Here is a 13,921-nt window from a genome sequence, read left to right on the forward strand (position 1 = left end):
CGTCAGCCAATCAGGCCTTGAAGCTCGTCCTCGAGGGCCGCCGTGTCAAGCTGCGCGGGCTCGCGCCGCTCGTATAGGGCGTACTCGGCCCGCTCCTGTCCCTTTTCGGACAGCCGGCCGGCCGCATCCACGGCCTGTTCCATCCCGGCCATATCGCCCTTGCAATGCAGGACCACGTCGCAGCCGGCCGCAATGGCGGCGGCGCTGCGTTCGTAGATCGTGCCGCTCAGGGCCTCCATGCCGATGTCATCCGTCATCAGCAGTCCGCCGAAACCGATCTCGTCACGGATGTAATCCATCACCACCCGCGAGGTGGTGGCGGGCGCGGTCTTGTCCAGCGCCTCGACGATGACGTGGGCGGTCATGCCCATCCCGAAATCGGTCAGCATGCGGAAAGGCGCGAAATCATGGGCCTCCAGCGCCTCGAGCGGGGCCGAAACACGCGCCGGCTCGTGATGGCTGTCGACGGTGGCGCGGCCATAACCCGGCAGGTGCTTCAGCACCGACAGAACACCGCCTTGGGCCATGCCTTCGCGGGCGGCGCGGCACAGGCGCACCACGGTTTCGATGTTGCCGCCGTAAAGGCGATTGTGCAGAACCGAATGGGTTTCGGGGCGCACCAGGTCGGCCAGCGGCGCGCAGTTCACGTCGATCCCGACCGAGGCCAGGTCATCGGCGATCAGCGCCGAGCGCAGCCAGACCGAACGCTCCACCGCGCCCGATCCCAGTTCAGGGTCGACCGCCTTGATCTGTTCCAGGGCGGGCAGGAATTCGCGCCAGTGGGGCCCGCGCAGGCGCGCAACGCGCCCGCCTTCCTGATCGACGAGAATGGGCGCGTCACGCCCCACGCATTCGCGCAGCTCGGCCGTCAGCGCCGAAAGCTGGACCGGATCCTCGACATTGCGGGCAAACAGGATGAAGCCCCAGGGATCGGCCTTGGCAAAGAAACGGCGTTCGTCGGCGGTCAGCCGGGGGCCCTCACATCCAAGAATGCTCGCCCCGGCCGGCATCAGCGCGCGACCACGGGAATGCAGGCCGCGTTCTCGGCCAGCAGGACGCTGCAGAACCGGCGCGAGTCCGACACGCCGTCGAACCCGGCGACGCGCAGGCGGTAGAAGGTGCGCCCGCCGCTCTCGGTCTTCTGGATCACCCGCTGGCGGCCGTCCATGTAGGTGGCGAAACGGGCCGAGATCCGATCCCACTCGACCCGCGCGGTCTCGACGCTGTCATAGGCGCCAAGCTGCACAAGGCGGGTCCCGGGTGTCAGGCTGTCGGCGTCCAGCTCAAGGCTGCGGGCCGGAGCCGCGGCGGCGACGGGACGCGCGTTGCGCTGCTTGAGCAGGCTGTCCACATCGACGCTGGAGCGGCGCGCCGGGCGGACCGAGCGGGCAACGCCGGGAATGTCGGCAGGGATCGCCCGGAAGGATGCGGTTTGAAGCGTGGCTTCACCGACGGGCGCCCCGGCATCGGCCTGCGGCCGGGCGACGGCCTGGACGACCGCATCGACGGCGGCGCCAAGGGTGGATTTCTGCGGGACGGCACGGGCCGGCAGGATGCGCGACAGCCCCTCTTCGGCCTCGCCCGGGACGGCACCACGGGCATCGAGGGCGGCCGCGGCGGGCAGCGCATCGGCCGCCGGGCTGCGTGCCGCGCGCGAGGTGGCAACCGTATCGGCATCCACGGCGCTTTCCAGCGCGGCCAGGGCCACGGGCTCCTCGGCCACGTCGTCCTGCGCCTCGGCGGGCAGTTCAAGCGGTTCGGGGGCCAGCACGACCCGGTCGGCGACGGGGGCTGCTTGCCCCTCGGCCTGGACCTGGTTCACCGACAGGCCCTGGTGCGCCGCGCGCGAGCCGCCGGGATCTTTCGGCGCCATGCGCATCGGACCGGCCAGAGCCTGGATCACGGGAATTTCGGATACGTCGCGGACGCTGAGCTGATAGCCCCAGACACCCAGCCCGCCAACAAGCCCCACGGACAGGAGCGCACCGCTCCAGTTCACGATGGCGCTTGTCAGACCGTTGCGGTTGTCCGGGCCCGTTTCATACGTGCCGGAATCATACGCGTCGTAATCAACCTCTGCCATGTTCTGCCCTTTCGCCCCTTTCCCGGCGTCAACACCGGCGACGGGGGTCTTTTTCTGCCTCAGGAGCCCGGGGCGGTGGCCTTGTCAGCGCATCTCTTCCACCGGGGTCACGCCAAGAATACCAAGGCCGGCGGAAATAACAACGGCCGTCGCCTGGATAAGCGCCATTTTCGCCTGCGTTGCAGCAATGTCACCTTCCTGCAGAAAGCGCAGCTCGGGGCGGGCATTGCCCAGGTTCCAAAGGCCGTGCAGCTCGGACGCCAGCTCGTAGAGGTAGAAGGCGACGCGATGGGGCTCGTGGGTGCGGGCGGCGATCTCGATCAGGCGCGGCCACTCGGCCAGCTTGGCCGCCAGCGCCAGTTCGGCTGGGTCCGAGGCAAGGTCCAGATCCGCCCCGGCCAGCGTCGCGGCGTCCGAGGCGATGCCCGCGGCCTCGGCCTTGCGCATGACCGAACGGATCCGCGCATGGGCGTATTGCACGTAGAAGACCGGGTTGTCCTTGGACTGCTCCAGCACCCGGGCAAAGTCGAAATCCAGCGGCGCGTCGTTCTTGCGCGTCAGCATGACGAAACGGGTGACATCGGCGCCCACCTGCTCGACCACGTCGCGCAGGGTGATGAAGGTGCCCGCACGCTTGGACATCTTGAAAGGCTCGCCGTTCTTGAACAGGCGCACCAGCTGGGTCAGCTTGATGTCCAGCGGCACGGCCCCGTCCGACAGGGCCGACACGGCAGCCTTCATGCGCTTGACGTAACCGCCGTGATCGGCGCCGAAGACGTCGATCAACTCGTCATAGCCGCGCTCGATCTTGTCGAAGTGATAGGCGATGTCGGGCGCGAAATAGGTCCAGCTGCCGTCGGATTTCTTCACCGGGCGGTCAACGTCGTCGCCATGGGCGGTCGAGCGGAAAAGCGTCTGCTCGCGCGGCTCCCAATCCTCGGGGGTCTTGCCCTTCGGCGGCTCCAGCACGCCCTCGTAGATCAGGCCCTTGGTCTCGAGGCTGTTCAGCGCGGCCTCGATCCGGCCGGTGCCGTAAAGGGATTTTTCCGAGAAGAAATTGTCCATCTTCACGCCCAGCAGATGCAGATCCTCGCGGATCAGGCCCAGCATCGCATCGGTCGCGAAATCACGCACCTCTTCCAGCCAGGCGTCCTCGCCCTTGCCGACATAGGCGTCACCCACCTTGTCCTTCAGCGCCTGACCGACCTCGATCAGATAGTCGCCGGGATAGGTTCCGTCCTCGAAGGCGACTTCCTGACCGTGGGCCTCGAGGTAGCGCAGGTAGACCGAGCGCGCGAGCACGTCGACCTGGGCGCCGCCGTCGTTGACATAGTATTCCCGGGTCACGTCATGGCCCGAGAAATCCAGCAGGCTGCACAGCGCATCGCCGAAGACCGCGCCACGGGTATGACCCACGTGCAGCGGACCGGTCGGGTTGGCCGAGACGTATTCGACATTGATCTTGCGCCCCTGCCCCATGTCCGAGCGCCCGAAATCGACACCCTCGCGCAGGGCCGCGCGGACCACACCCTGCCAGACGGCGGGCGACAGCCGCAGGTTCAAAAAACCCGGACCCGCCACATCGGCCGAGGCGATGCGCCCATCCTCCAGCAGCCGCGCGGCCAGCGCGTCGGCGATGTCGCGGGGTTTCATGCCGGCCGGCTTTGCCAGCACCATCGCGGCGTTGGTGGCCATGTCCCCGTGTGCGGCGTCGCGCGGCGGCTCGACCGCGACATTCGCCATGTCCAGGTCGCGCGGCAGCCCGCCCGCATCCTGAAGATCGGAAAGACTGTCGAGCACAAGGGCGCGCATCTCGGCAAAAAGGTTCATTCTGGGCATCCCGGTTGAGTTGGGGCTGGGTTTACCACGCAAAGGCGGCGCGTCAACGTGGTGCGGGACCACAGAGGCGTTCGTGTTCCTGAAAGGCGAAGCGATCGGTCATCCCGGCAATGTAATCGGCCACAATGCGGGCAAGCTCGGTCTGACCGCTGGCGGCGGCCACGTCCTTGCGCCACTGTTTCGGAAGCTCCTGCGGGCTGGCCATATAGAGGGCGAAAAGCGCGCGCACCACCTCGGTTACCCGGCGGCGCATCTCGACCACGGTGGGGGCGCGGTACATGCGCTGGAAAAGGAACTCGCGGATCTCCTTGAGGTCGCGCCACAAAGGGTCCGAGAAGCGGATCACCGGCCCGTCGGCCCGGCGCACATCCTCGGCCGAGCGCGGGTCCAGCCGCTCCAGCCGCGCGCGGCTGACATCCAGCACGTCGCCCACCAGCACCCCGAAGAACCGCCGCAGCGCCTCGTGCTGCCGGCGGTAGCTGTTGAGGCCGGGATAGGCCGCATCGACCTCGGCGAAGCAGCGGTCGAGCACGGGCAATTCCGCAAGCTCGGCCAGCGAAAACAGCTTGGCGCGCAGGCCATCGTGCAAATCATGATTGTTGTAGGCGACATCATCGGCCAACGCCGCGACCTGCGCCTCGGCGCTGGCAAAGCTGTCCAGCTCCAGGTCGTGACGGGCGTTGTATTCCGAAAGGGCGAAGGGCAGCGGCCGGTCCTTGTGGCGTGCGCGGGGGCCTGTAACGGGGCCGTTGTGCTTGGCGATGCCTTCCAGCGTCTCCCACGTGAGGTTCAGACCGTCGAACTCGGCGTAATGACGTTCAAGCGAGGTCACGATCTTAAGGGCCTGCGCGTTGTGATCGAACCCGCCGTGCCCCTGCATCAGCGCATCAAGCGCCTCTTCCCCGGTGTGGCCGAAGGGTGTGTGGCCCAGGTCATGGGCCAGGGCCACGGCCTCGGTCAGCTCGGCGTTGAGCTTGAGCACACCCGCGATGGTCCGCGCCACCTGCGCCACCTCGATCGAATGGGTCAGGCGGGTGCGGTAATAGTCGCCCTCGTGCTCGACGAAGACCTGGGTCTTGTGCTTGAGCCTGCGGAAGGCGCTGGCGTGGATGATACGATCGCGGTCGCGCTGGAAGGGCGAGCGGAACGCCGCCTCGGGTTCGGGGTGAAGACGCCCGCGCGTCTCCTCGGGTCGGCATGCAAATGGCGCCAGCATGGTCCAGGCCTGTCCTTGTCGCTGTTTCACGACCTCCCTATATTAGCCGTGAGTGGAATACAAAAACCCCGAAGGTGAACATGCTGAACCTGCCCCCAAAAGTGACGGATCGCGCCTTCGAGCGCCTGGCCGAAATCAACGGCACAGCCGAGCAGCCGCAGGCGCTGCGCGTCGCCGTCGAAGGCGGGGGTTGTTCCGGGTTTCAATATGACATCCGCCTCGACCAGCCGGCCGAGGATGACCTGGTCCTTGAAAAGAACGGTCAGAAGGTGATTGTGGACACGGTTTCGCTGCCGTTCCTGGCCGATGCCGTCATCGATTTCTCAGAAGAGCTGATCGGCGCGCGCTTCGTGATCGAGAACCCGAACGCCACCAGCTCCTGCGGCTGCGGGACGTCGTTCTCGATCTGATTTTCGCGGGTCGCCGTGACCCGCGCGTCTTTCCTGTATAATTTTCGGCATAGCCTGCGCTTCATCGCGCCCCAGCCCGCTCGGGCCTTGGCCGCCCGCCTGTCATCCCCCGCCATGCCCCTGGGGGCATTGCCGTCATCGGTCCGGCGACGGATATGGGCCGCCGGTTGCGTCAAGGCTTGCGCCGCCTCATCGCGCGGAAAGGTCGATCCCCCCTCGGATAGCCCCCTTCGACCCGCGCGTCGTGGCGTGCATTTGCCGCGATCGCGTAAAGCCTGCTCAGCCTTCGGCCAGGCGGACCTTGCGGGCACGGGCCGTGCGGCGCACGGCCTTTTCATCGAATTCCCGCGCGCAGACGGGCGTCTTGCGCAGGCCGGTGAATTCCCCCAGCAGGCGCTCGTAAGGGCGCCGGTCGGGTTCGGTCGAACGGTCGATGATCCCGCCATTCTCGCGGTAGTTGTGTATTGCCTTGAACATTGTCGGCATCTCCTATGCCCAATGCCCCCGCCTCACCACGTCACTTCAGCGTCCCAGCAAGGACACGCTGCCAGCGCATCAAGGCGGCTTTCTGATGGGATTGCGGCCATTTAACGAGCGTATGGCGCATTTGTCGCAAATTTATGTCAATTTTTAGATGTCCCGGCCGCCCCCTGTGCCCCCTCGCCCGCCCCCTGCCGCTTGTCTTCCAGCCGCCCCGGCGGCATACCCGGTGCAATGGGCATCGAGCGGGTGAGAAGATGAAGATCGCGACCTTCAACATCAACGGGATCAAGGCCCGGGTGACGGCACTGGGCGACTGGCTGGACGAGGCGCAGCCCGATGTTGCCCTGCTGCAGGAGATCAAGTCGGTCGACGAGGGCTTCCCCCGCGAGCTGTTCGAGGATCGCGGCTACCAGGTCGAGACCCACGGCCAGAAAGGGTTCAACGGAGTCGCCATCCTCTCAAAGCTGCCGCTTGAGGACGTGGTGCGCGGCTTGCCCGGCGACGATGAGGACGAACAGGCGCGCTGGATCGAGGCCACGGTCGTGGGCCGGACCGCGGTGCGGCTTTGCTGTCTTTACCTACCCAACGGCAACCCGGCTCCCGGGCCGAAATACCTGTACAAGCTGGCCTGGATGGATCGCCTCTATGACCGGGCGCAGGCCCTGCTGGATGCAGAGGAACCGGCGATGATGGCCGGCGACTACAACATCATCCCCCAGGACGAGGATGCCGCCCGCCCCGACGCCTGGCGCAAGGATGCGTTGGCCCTGCCCGAAAGCCGCCATGCCCATCGCCGCGTGCTGAACCTGGGCTTCACCGACGCTTTCCGCGCCCGCACCGAGGGGCCGGGCCACTATTCCTTCTGGGATTACCAGGCCGGCGCCTGGAATCGCAACGACGGGATCCGTATCGACCATCTGCTGCTGACCCCCCAATGCGCCGACCTGCTGCAAGATTGCCAGATCGATTCCGAGATCCGCGGCCGCGAGAAACCCTCGGACCACGTGCCGGTCTGGGTGGAGCTGGACGCCTGAGCCTCAGCCCTTCCCGCCTTTTCAGCCTTTTCCACCGGTGACATCTTCCCGGTAAAGCCAGTCGAAGCGGCGCAGGGGCGCCTGCGGCGCGATCCGACCCGCCAGCCCCATCGCGGCGTGCAGCGCCCGGCGCAGGGGCGCGGGCGACAGGTGGTAGATTCGCGCGTTCCGCCCGGCGGCCGCAACCGCCCGTCGCACCCGTGCCAGGCGTTGTGCGGTAAAGTGGCGCCATGCCGTTTCGACATCGGGCGCCTTGGCCAGCGTCTCGGACAGCACCCAGGCATCTTCCAGCGCCAGGTTGCCACCCTGGGCCATGAACGGCAGGGTCGGATGCACCGCGTCGCCGATCAGGACGCAGGTGCCCCGGTGCCAGATATCCGGAACCGGGTGGCGAAAAAGGCCCCAGGCGTGGACGATTTCAACCGGATCCAGCAGGGCGCGGACCTCTGCCCCCATGCCTACGAAGGCGCGGCGCAGGTTTTCGGGCGCGTCGGGATACATCCAGCCTTCGGCCTGCCACGCGCGCCGTTCCTCGACCGCGACGATGTTCAGAAGGCCCCGCGCCCGCAGGGGGTAGCAGACCAGGTGCCGCCCCGGCCCCATGAAAAGCCGCGCGTGGTCGGCCGCGCCGTCGAACATCGGCGCTGGATAGCTTTCCAGCGGAACGGTGGCGCGCCAGGCGACATTGCCGGTGAACGCGGGCTCATCCGCGCCCGCCGTCCCCTGGGGGAACATCCGCGCCCTCAGGGCCGAGCGGATACCATCGGCCCCGATGGTCACGTCGCAGTCGTCGGGAATGGGGCTTTCCGGCCCGATCGTATGGCCCAGGCGGATTTGCGCACCGGCGCCGGTCGCGGCCTCTGCCAGCATCCCGACCAGGTCGGCCCGGTGAAAGGCCCGGTAGGGGTGATCGTAGCCCGCCGCATCCAGATCCAGCCGCAGGACCGGCCGGCCGCTGGGTCCGTCCCGCATCTCGACCGCGCCCAGCCGATTGCCCAGGCGCGCGGCCTGCGACTCCAGGCCCAGGGCCGCAAGCACCGCCGCGCCGTTGGGCGAGATCTGGATGCCCGCGCCCACCGCCTCCAGCGCATTGGCCTGTTCGCTGACCGTCACCGTGGCGCCGCGCCGGGCCAGGGCCGTGGCCGCCGCAAGCCCGGCGATGCCGGCCCCCACCACGTGAACACGCATGTCCTTCATTCTCATCCGCATCCCCGCACAGGTGCTTCCGGCCCTGCCCGGCCCGGAAACGAAAACGCACCGGCGCCCAGGGCGGCCGGTGCGTTTCGCATTTTAACGTTCCCGTCGATCGCTCCGCGCTCAGTCGTCGCGATGAACCTTCTCGCGACGCTCGTGACGCTCCTGCGCCTCGAGGCTGAGTGTCGCGATCGGGCGAGCGTCCAGACGCTTGAGCGAAATCGGCTCGCCGGTTTCGTCGCAATACCCGTACTCGCCCTCGTCGATGCGCCGCAGCGCCGCGTCGATCTTCGAGATCAACTTGCGCTGGCGATCGCGGGTGCGAAGCTCCAGGGCCCGGTCGGTCTCTTCGGACGCACGGTCCGTGACATCGGGAATGTTCCGGGTTCCGTCCTGAAGCCCCTCGATGGTGTCGCGGCTTTCGGACAGCAAGTCGTTCTTCCAGGCATTAAGCTTTCTGCGGAAATACTCCAGCTGACGATCATTCATGAATGGTTCGTCTTCTGCCGGGCGATAATCTTCCGGAAGGAAAATCTCGGCTTTCATGACCAGCTCCCTCTCATGGGGTGGGGTCTTGAGGAAATTGCCAACCCCTCCCCCTTCTCATGGCGCTGGACTAAACCACCCTTCGCCCATTGTCACTAGCTGATCTGACAGAGTTGCAGCTTTGTGTGATCCTGATACTGTCCTGCCGATTTCCAAGAACAACCAGAGCGCTAGAGCATGAAATTCACCGGCACCGACAGCTATGTGGCCACCGAGGACCTGACGATTGCCGTCAACGCCGCCGTCACGCTTGAGCGTCCCCTTCTGGTCAAGGGAGAGCCGGGAACCGGCAAGACGGAACTGGCCCGCCAAGTCAGCGCGGCGCTGGGAATGCCCATGCTGGAATGGCATATCAAGTCGACCACCAAGGCCCAGCAGGGCCTTTATGAATATGACGCGGTGAGCCGCCTGCGCGACAGCCAGCTGGGCGACGCGCGGGTCCACGACGTGGCCAATTACATCCGCAAGGGCAAGCTGTGGCAGGCCTTCGAGGCCGAGGAACGCGTGGTCCTGCTGATCGACGAGATCGACAAGGCGGATATCGAGTTTCCGAACGACCTTCTTCAGGAACTCGACCGGATGGAGTTTCATGTCTACGAAACCGGCCAGACCGTGCGCGCCGTGAACCGGCCCGTGGTCATCATCACCTCGAACAATGAAAAGGAATTGCCCGACGCATTTCTGCGCCGCTGTTTTTTCCATTACATCCGTTTTCCGGGAATCGAGACGATGCGCAGAATCGTCGAGGTTCATTACCCGGGAATCAAGGATGAGCTTCTGACCACCGCCCTCACCCAGTTCTACGAGATTCGCGACACCGCAGGCCTGCGCAAGCGTCCTTCGACCTCGGAGGTGCTGGACTGGCTGAAGCTGCTGCTGGCCGAGGACCTTTCGGCGGCCGACATCCGCCGCGAGGGGAAGGACGCCCTGCCCAAGCTCTACGGGGCATTGCTGAAGAACGAGCAGGACGTGCAGATGTTCGAGCGGCTTGCTTTCATGGCGCGTGGCGGTCGCTGACCCCCTGATTGCCCCTGTGCCGCACCTGTGCCGCGCCAGCCGGTTGCTGCAATAAATTTTGCCGCCAGGGAACATTTTTGCAATCGCGCCCCAATCTCGTCACGATTCATGCGTAGTCACCGGCTCGAGGGTAATGAGTGATAGGGAAGCGAACCGAAGCAGTCATGTCAGGGCAGTTCATTAGGCACCTGTACGCTGACGCTCGGCCCACGTGGCAGGGACTTCGGGAAGCTCGACTATATTTTTAACAACTGTGCAGGCGAAGATTGTCCCTATGACAATCTTCGCCATTTTAATTCGCCCTTCACCCCAAACACGCCATTTTGCCGCCCATTCGGGGCATTCCCGCATCTTTCGGGTCCCGCCCAGGCGATCGCCCGGACGGCGGGCAAACGCGGCCATGTCAAGGCAATGCTTGGAAGATCGGGATTACCTGCTATCTACAAGTATTGAACTTGGTGAAGCGCACCGTTGCCCTGGGTACGACAGCCCTCGACGGCGCGATGCATCATGGCGGCATCCCATGTCGTCGGCTCAACCCGCCTGACACGGCGGATAATGGATCGGACAGGCAAGTGACGGGCCAGGAAAACCACGATTGGACAATGGCATGAGGTTGGCAGTGCTTGCCTTTCTCGCGCTGTCTGCGTGCGCCTCGGTCCCCATGAGCGAGGTGCCCGAGAGGCGCGCCACGCAGACCGACCTGCCGCCGATGAAGGTGTTTGCCGGACGGGCCCAACAGGCCCCTGCCCGCAGCAACGCCGAAATCGCGCGCGATTTCCTCGAACTCAGCTTCGAGATGGAAAGCGGCCGACAGCTTCCGATCCTGACCCGATTCGAGGGCCCCATCGAGGTCGAGCTTCGCAATGCGGCCTCGAGCAGCCTGCGCAACGACCTTGACCGGCTGATCGCCCGGCTGCGGCGCGAAGCGGGGATCGACATCACGCTGGTCAAGCGCAGCGACACGCCCGAAATCGTGATCGAGACCGTCAGCCGCCGCGAATTGCAGCGCTACGTGCCTCAGGCCGCCTGTTTCGTGGTGCCCCGCGTCGCCGGCTGGCAGGATTTCAAGCGCAACCGCCGGGGTGCGGTCACCGACTGGACCTCGCTGCGCCAGCGCGAACAGGTCTCGGTGCTGATCCCCCGCGATGTCAGCCCGCAGGAAGTCCGCGACTGCCTGCACGAAGAGGTGGCGCAGGCGCTGGGTCCGCTCAACGATCTTTACCGGCTGCACGATTCGGTCTTCAACGACGATAATTTCCACACCGTGCTGACCGGCTTCGACATGACGATTCTGCGCGCCTATTACGCGCCCGAGTTGCGCAGCGGCATGACCCGCGATCAGGTGGCGGCGGCCCTGCCCGGCATCCTTGCGCGGATCAACCCGGCCGGCCAGCGCAGCGACCCGGGCACCGCCGCGCGCACGCCGCGCAGCTGGATTGATGCGATCGAGAAGGCGCTTGGCCCGCGGGCCTCATCCTCGGTTCGGATCGACGCCGCTCGCCGCGCCGTCGCCATCGCCCAGACCCGGGGCTGGCGCGACAACCGCCTGGCCTTCAGTCAGTTCGCCCTGGGCCGCCTGATCATGCCCATCGATCCGCGCGGTGCGACCGAGGCATTCCTGAGCGCCAAGCAGATCTATGACAGCCTGCCGGGTCACGACGTGCAATCGGCCCACGTGGCGATGCAGCTTTCGGCGTTTGCGCTGTCGGCCGGACAGGCCAACTCGGCCATCGGATTGGTCGAGGGGGCGCTGCCGGCGGCGGCTGAGTCGGAGAATGCTGCCCTTCTCTCGACCCTTTTGATGATCAAGGCCGAGGCGCTGAGCCTGACGGGCCGCCGTGCCGAGGCCGCGATCGTCCGCCTCGACAGTCTGGGCTGGGCGCGGTATGGCATCGGCAGTGACCGGGAAGTGCGCTCGAGGTTGACCGAGATTTCGGCGCTTTCCCCTGCCCGAACAAGGTTCTGAACGCATGATCGTTATTCTTGGCGTCCTCATTGGCGCGATCTGGGGCTTTACCCTTGCCCGTCGCCGCGGCGGCAACCGCTTGGACATGGCCCAGTACGCAACCGGTTTTGCCATTGCTTTCGGCACCTTGGGGATGATCCTGACCATCGTGGTCGAACGGATGGTCTGAGCCCGTGTTCCTGCCCTTCTTCGAGAAGCTCAGGGAAAGCGGGATACCCGTATCGCTTCGTGAATACCTGGCGTTTCTGGCGGGCATGAAGGCGGGCATCGTCACCTACGACGTCGAGGGGTTCTATTTTCTGGCCCGCACATCGATGGTCAAGGACGAGCGTCACCTCGATCGGTTCGATCGCGCCTTTGCCAGCGCCTTCAAGGGGCTTGAGGATATCGGCCTGGACCAGGTGCTGGAGGCGATGGATCTGCCGGCCGACTGGCTGGAGAAGATGGCCGAAAAGCACCTGAGCGCCGAGGAAAAGGCCGAGATCGAAGCCCTTGGCGGCTTTGAAAAGTTGATGGACACCCTGCGCGAGCGGCTGAAGGAACAGCAAAAGCGCCACCAGGGCGGCAGCAAGTGGATCGGCACCGCCGGCACCTCGCCCTTCGGCGCCTATGGCTACAATCCCGAGGGTGTGCGCATCGGCCAGGACGGCTCCCGCCACCAGCGGGCGGTGAAAGTCTGGGATCGGCGGGAGTTCCGCAACCTCGACGGCGACGTGGAACTGGGCACACGCAACATCAAGGTGGCGCTGAAACGCCTGCGCCAATGGGCCCGCGACGGCGCCGCCGAGGAGTTGGACCTCAATGGTACGATCCGCGCCACGGCCGAACACGGCTACCTGGACGTGGTCACCCGCCCCGAGCGGCGCAACGCGGTCAAGGTTCTGCTGTTTCTTGACGTGGGCGGGTCCATGGACCCCCATGTGCAGGTGGTCGAGGAGCTGTTCTCGGCCGCGCGGGCCGAATTCAAGCACATGGAATATTACTATTTCCACAACTGCCTTTACGAGGGTGTGTGGAAGGACAACCGCCGCCGCCACGCAGAGCGCATTCCCACTTGGGACGTCCTGCGCACCTTCGGGTCGGATTATCGCTGCATCTTCGTTGGCGACGCCTCCATGTCGCCCTACGAGATCGCCTTCGCGGGCGGCGCCAGCGAGCATTGGAATGAAGAGCCCGGCAGCACCTGGCTGAGCCGCGCGCGCGAACAATGGCCCGCCACCGTCTGGATCAACCCCATGCCCGAGCGGTTCTGGCCCTACACCCAGTCGATCGCCATGATCCAGGAGCTGTTCGAGGGGCGCATGTTCCCCATGACCCTGGATGGCATCGGCCGCGCGGTCGACGAGCTGCGGCGATGAGCCCGCGCGCGGGGATCCCGGCCCGCCAGCCCGATGAAACCGCGGGTCGCCATTCCCATATGGTAAAGCGATGCTGAAACTCACACCGATCCTGCTGGCCATCGCCTATGCGCTGGTGATGTACCGCTTCTCGATCTGGCGCACCCGGCGCGAGCTGGACGCCCGTTCAACCGAGCTTGACGACCCGGCGCTCGGCAAACTGAACGACCAGATGGCAGCGGCGCTGAACCTGCCGCGGATCCGCGTCCACATTTACGAGATCGAGCCGGTCAACGGGCTGGCCGCGCCCGACGGCCGGATCTTCATAACCCGGGGTTTTTTCCGCAAATACAAGGCCGGCGAGGTCACCGCCAAGGAGCTGGCCAGCGTCGTCGCCCACGAGCTGGGCCACGTGGCCCTGGGCCATTCGCGCCGCCGAATGATCGATTTCTCGGGTCAGAACGCGGTGCGCACGGCGCTGATGCTGGTACTGGGGCGGATCATCCCCGGCGTCGGCGCCTGGATCGCCAACCTTCTGACCAGCGCCCTTGCCGCCCGGCTGTCGCGCCAGGACGAGTACGAGGCCGACGCCTATGCCTCGGCGCTGCTGACCAAGGCGGGCATTGGCACCGCGCCGCAGAAGGCGATGTTCCGCAAGCTTGAGGCGATGACGGGGCCGCGGGGCGCCGCGCCCGCCTGGCTTCTGAGCCACCCGGCGACCGGTGAGCGGATCGCGGCGATCGAGGCGCTGGAAGCGCGCTGGTCGGCCTTGTCTTGAGGGCGGGGAGCCTCC

The 13,921-nt window shown here is 65.9% G+C and carries 14 protein-coding genes; 7 read left to right on the top strand and 7 right to left on the bottom strand.

The window, feature by feature from the left end; genetic code table 11:
* Window positions 1-2: 2 nt before the first annotated feature.
* The 4 genes from CLV77_RS07805 to CLV77_RS07820 all read right to left on the bottom strand — a co-directional run bounded on the left by CLV77_RS07805 (window position 3) and on the right by CLV77_RS07820 (window position 5,138).
* Window positions 3-1,010: a glycoside hydrolase family 3 N-terminal domain-containing protein gene (locus CLV77_RS07805; protein WP_076978513.1), complete on the bottom strand. Its 1,008-nt coding sequence runs from the start codon at window positions 1,008-1,010 to the stop codon at window positions 3-5.
* Window positions 1,010-2,083, bottom strand: coding sequence for an SPOR domain-containing protein (locus CLV77_RS07810; protein ID WP_076978512.1), 1,074 nt, complete (start codon window positions 2,081-2,083; stop codon window positions 1,010-1,012). The genes CLV77_RS07805 and CLV77_RS07810 overlap by 1 nt, the downstream gene beginning before the upstream one ends.
* An 84-nt stretch (window positions 2,084-2,167) precedes the next feature.
* A complete protein-coding gene (gene argS / locus CLV77_RS07815) occupies window positions 2,168-3,913 on the bottom strand; it encodes an arginine--tRNA ligase (protein ID WP_076978511.1) in 1,746 nt (581 codons plus the stop codon).
* 52 nt (window positions 3,914-3,965) lie between these two features.
* Entirely contained in the window at window positions 3,966-5,138 is a 1,173-nt protein-coding gene (locus CLV77_RS07820; RefSeq protein WP_076978510.1) for a deoxyguanosinetriphosphate triphosphohydrolase, read from the bottom strand.
* Window positions 5,139-5,221: 83 nt separating this feature from the next.
* On the opposite strand from CLV77_RS07820, the gene CLV77_RS07825 reads away from it, so the two are divergent.
* A complete protein-coding gene (locus tag CLV77_RS07825; protein WP_076980903.1) occupies window positions 5,222-5,548 on the top strand; it encodes a HesB/IscA family protein in 327 nt (108 codons plus the stop codon).
* A gap of 279 nt (window positions 5,549-5,827) precedes the next feature.
* Here the strand turns inward: CLV77_RS07825 and CLV77_RS07830 are convergent, their stop codons facing one another.
* Complete coding sequence (locus tag CLV77_RS07830; protein WP_076978509.1) at window positions 5,828-6,025, bottom strand: hypothetical protein; 198 nt, start codon at window positions 6,023-6,025, stop codon at window positions 5,828-5,830.
* A 260-nt stretch (window positions 6,026-6,285) separates the two neighbouring features.
* Here CLV77_RS07830 and xth point away from each other — a divergent pair, with 260 nt between their 5' ends.
* Window positions 6,286-7,065, top strand: a complete 780-nt coding sequence (gene xth / locus CLV77_RS07835) for an exodeoxyribonuclease III (protein ID WP_076978508.1) — start codon at window positions 6,286-6,288, stop codon at window positions 7,063-7,065.
* Between the two features lie 21 nt (window positions 7,066-7,086).
* On the opposite strand, the gene CLV77_RS07840 is transcribed toward xth, so the two are convergent.
* Together CLV77_RS07840 and dksA are read right to left on the bottom strand one after the other, a co-directional pair.
* Window positions 7,087-8,268 (bottom strand): FAD-dependent monooxygenase, encoded by a 1,182-nt coding sequence (locus tag CLV77_RS07840; protein ID WP_076978507.1) that lies wholly within the window; start codon window positions 8,266-8,268, stop codon window positions 7,087-7,089.
* 114 nt (window positions 8,269-8,382) lie between these two features.
* On the bottom strand, window positions 8,383-8,805 hold the full coding sequence (dksA, locus tag CLV77_RS07845; protein WP_076978506.1) for an RNA polymerase-binding protein DksA: 423 nt from the start codon (window positions 8,803-8,805) through the stop codon (window positions 8,383-8,385).
* Between the two features lie 177 nt (window positions 8,806-8,982).
* Here dksA and CLV77_RS07850 point away from each other — a divergent pair, with 177 nt between their 5' ends.
* From CLV77_RS07850 to CLV77_RS07865, 5 genes are all read left to right on the top strand, one after another.
* Entirely contained in the window at window positions 8,983-9,822 is an 840-nt protein-coding gene (locus CLV77_RS07850; protein ID WP_076978505.1) for an AAA family ATPase, read from the top strand.
* Between the two features lie 610 nt (window positions 9,823-10,432).
* Window positions 10,433-11,791 (top strand): DUF2927 domain-containing protein, encoded by a 1,359-nt coding sequence (locus tag CLV77_RS07855; protein WP_076978504.1) that lies wholly within the window; start codon window positions 10,433-10,435, stop codon window positions 11,789-11,791.
* 4 nt (window positions 11,792-11,795) lie between these two features.
* Window positions 11,796-11,960 carry a hypothetical protein gene (locus tag CLV77_RS16520; protein ID WP_100053038.1) on the top strand — a complete coding sequence of 55 codons (165 nt, stop codon included), beginning with the start codon at window positions 11,796-11,798 and terminating at the stop codon, window positions 11,958-11,960.
* A gap of 4 nt (window positions 11,961-11,964) precedes the next feature.
* Window positions 11,965-13,149 carry a vWA domain-containing protein gene (locus CLV77_RS07860; RefSeq protein WP_076978503.1) on the top strand — a complete coding sequence of 395 codons (1,185 nt, stop codon included), beginning with the start codon at window positions 11,965-11,967 and terminating at the stop codon, window positions 13,147-13,149.
* A 70-nt stretch (window positions 13,150-13,219) separates the two neighbouring features.
* The gene (locus CLV77_RS07865; protein ID WP_076978502.1) at window positions 13,220-13,906 is read left to right on the top strand and encodes a M48 family metallopeptidase; all 687 of its coding nucleotides are present in this window, start codon (window positions 13,220-13,222) and stop codon (window positions 13,904-13,906) included.
* Window positions 13,907-13,921 lie beyond the last annotated feature (15 nt).

It is taken from the genome of Brevirhabdus pacifica (assembly GCF_002797755.1).
GTDB classification, from domain to species: Bacteria; Pseudomonadota; Alphaproteobacteria; order Rhodobacterales; family Rhodobacteraceae; genus Brevirhabdus; species Brevirhabdus pacifica.

Excerpts from the sequence above, each read along its gene's own strand:
- CLV77_RS07855 (WP_076978504.1), top strand. The coding sequence starts at position 10,433 with ATGAGGTTGGCAGTGCTTGCCTTTCTCGCGCTGTCTGCGTGCGCCTCG.
- CLV77_RS07865 (WP_076978502.1), top strand. The coding sequence starts at position 13,220 with ATGCTGAAACTCACACCGATCCTGCTGGCCATCGCCTATGCGCTGGTG.
- CLV77_RS16520 (WP_100053038.1), top strand. The coding sequence starts at position 11,796 with ATGATCGTTATTCTTGGCGTCCTCATTGGCGCGATCTGGGGCTTTACC.
- xth (WP_076978508.1), top strand. The coding sequence starts at position 6,286 with ATGAAGATCGCGACCTTCAACATCAACGGGATCAAGGCCCGGGTGACG.
- CLV77_RS07805 (WP_076978513.1), bottom strand. The coding sequence starts at position 1,010 with ATGCCGGCCGGGGCGAGCATTCTTGGATGTGAGGGCCCCCGGCTGACC.
- dksA (WP_076978506.1), bottom strand. The coding sequence starts at position 8,805 with ATGAAAGCCGAGATTTTCCTTCCGGAAGATTATCGCCCGGCAGAAGAC.
- argS (WP_076978511.1), bottom strand. The coding sequence starts at position 3,913 with ATGAACCTTTTTGCCGAGATGCGCGCCCTTGTGCTCGACAGTCTTTCC.
- CLV77_RS07840 (WP_076978507.1), bottom strand. The coding sequence starts at position 8,268 with ATGAGAATGAAGGACATGCGTGTTCACGTGGTGGGGGCCGGCATCGCC.
- CLV77_RS07820 (WP_076978510.1), bottom strand. The coding sequence starts at position 5,138 with ATGCTGGCGCCATTTGCATGCCGACCCGAGGAGACGCGCGGGCGTCTT.
- CLV77_RS07830 (WP_076978509.1), bottom strand. The coding sequence starts at position 6,025 with ATGTTCAAGGCAATACACAACTACCGCGAGAATGGCGGGATCATCGAC.
- CLV77_RS07810 (WP_076978512.1), bottom strand. The coding sequence starts at position 2,083 with ATGGCAGAGGTTGATTACGACGCGTATGATTCCGGCACGTATGAAACG.
- CLV77_RS07850 (WP_076978505.1), top strand. The coding sequence starts at position 8,983 with ATGAAATTCACCGGCACCGACAGCTATGTGGCCACCGAGGACCTGACG.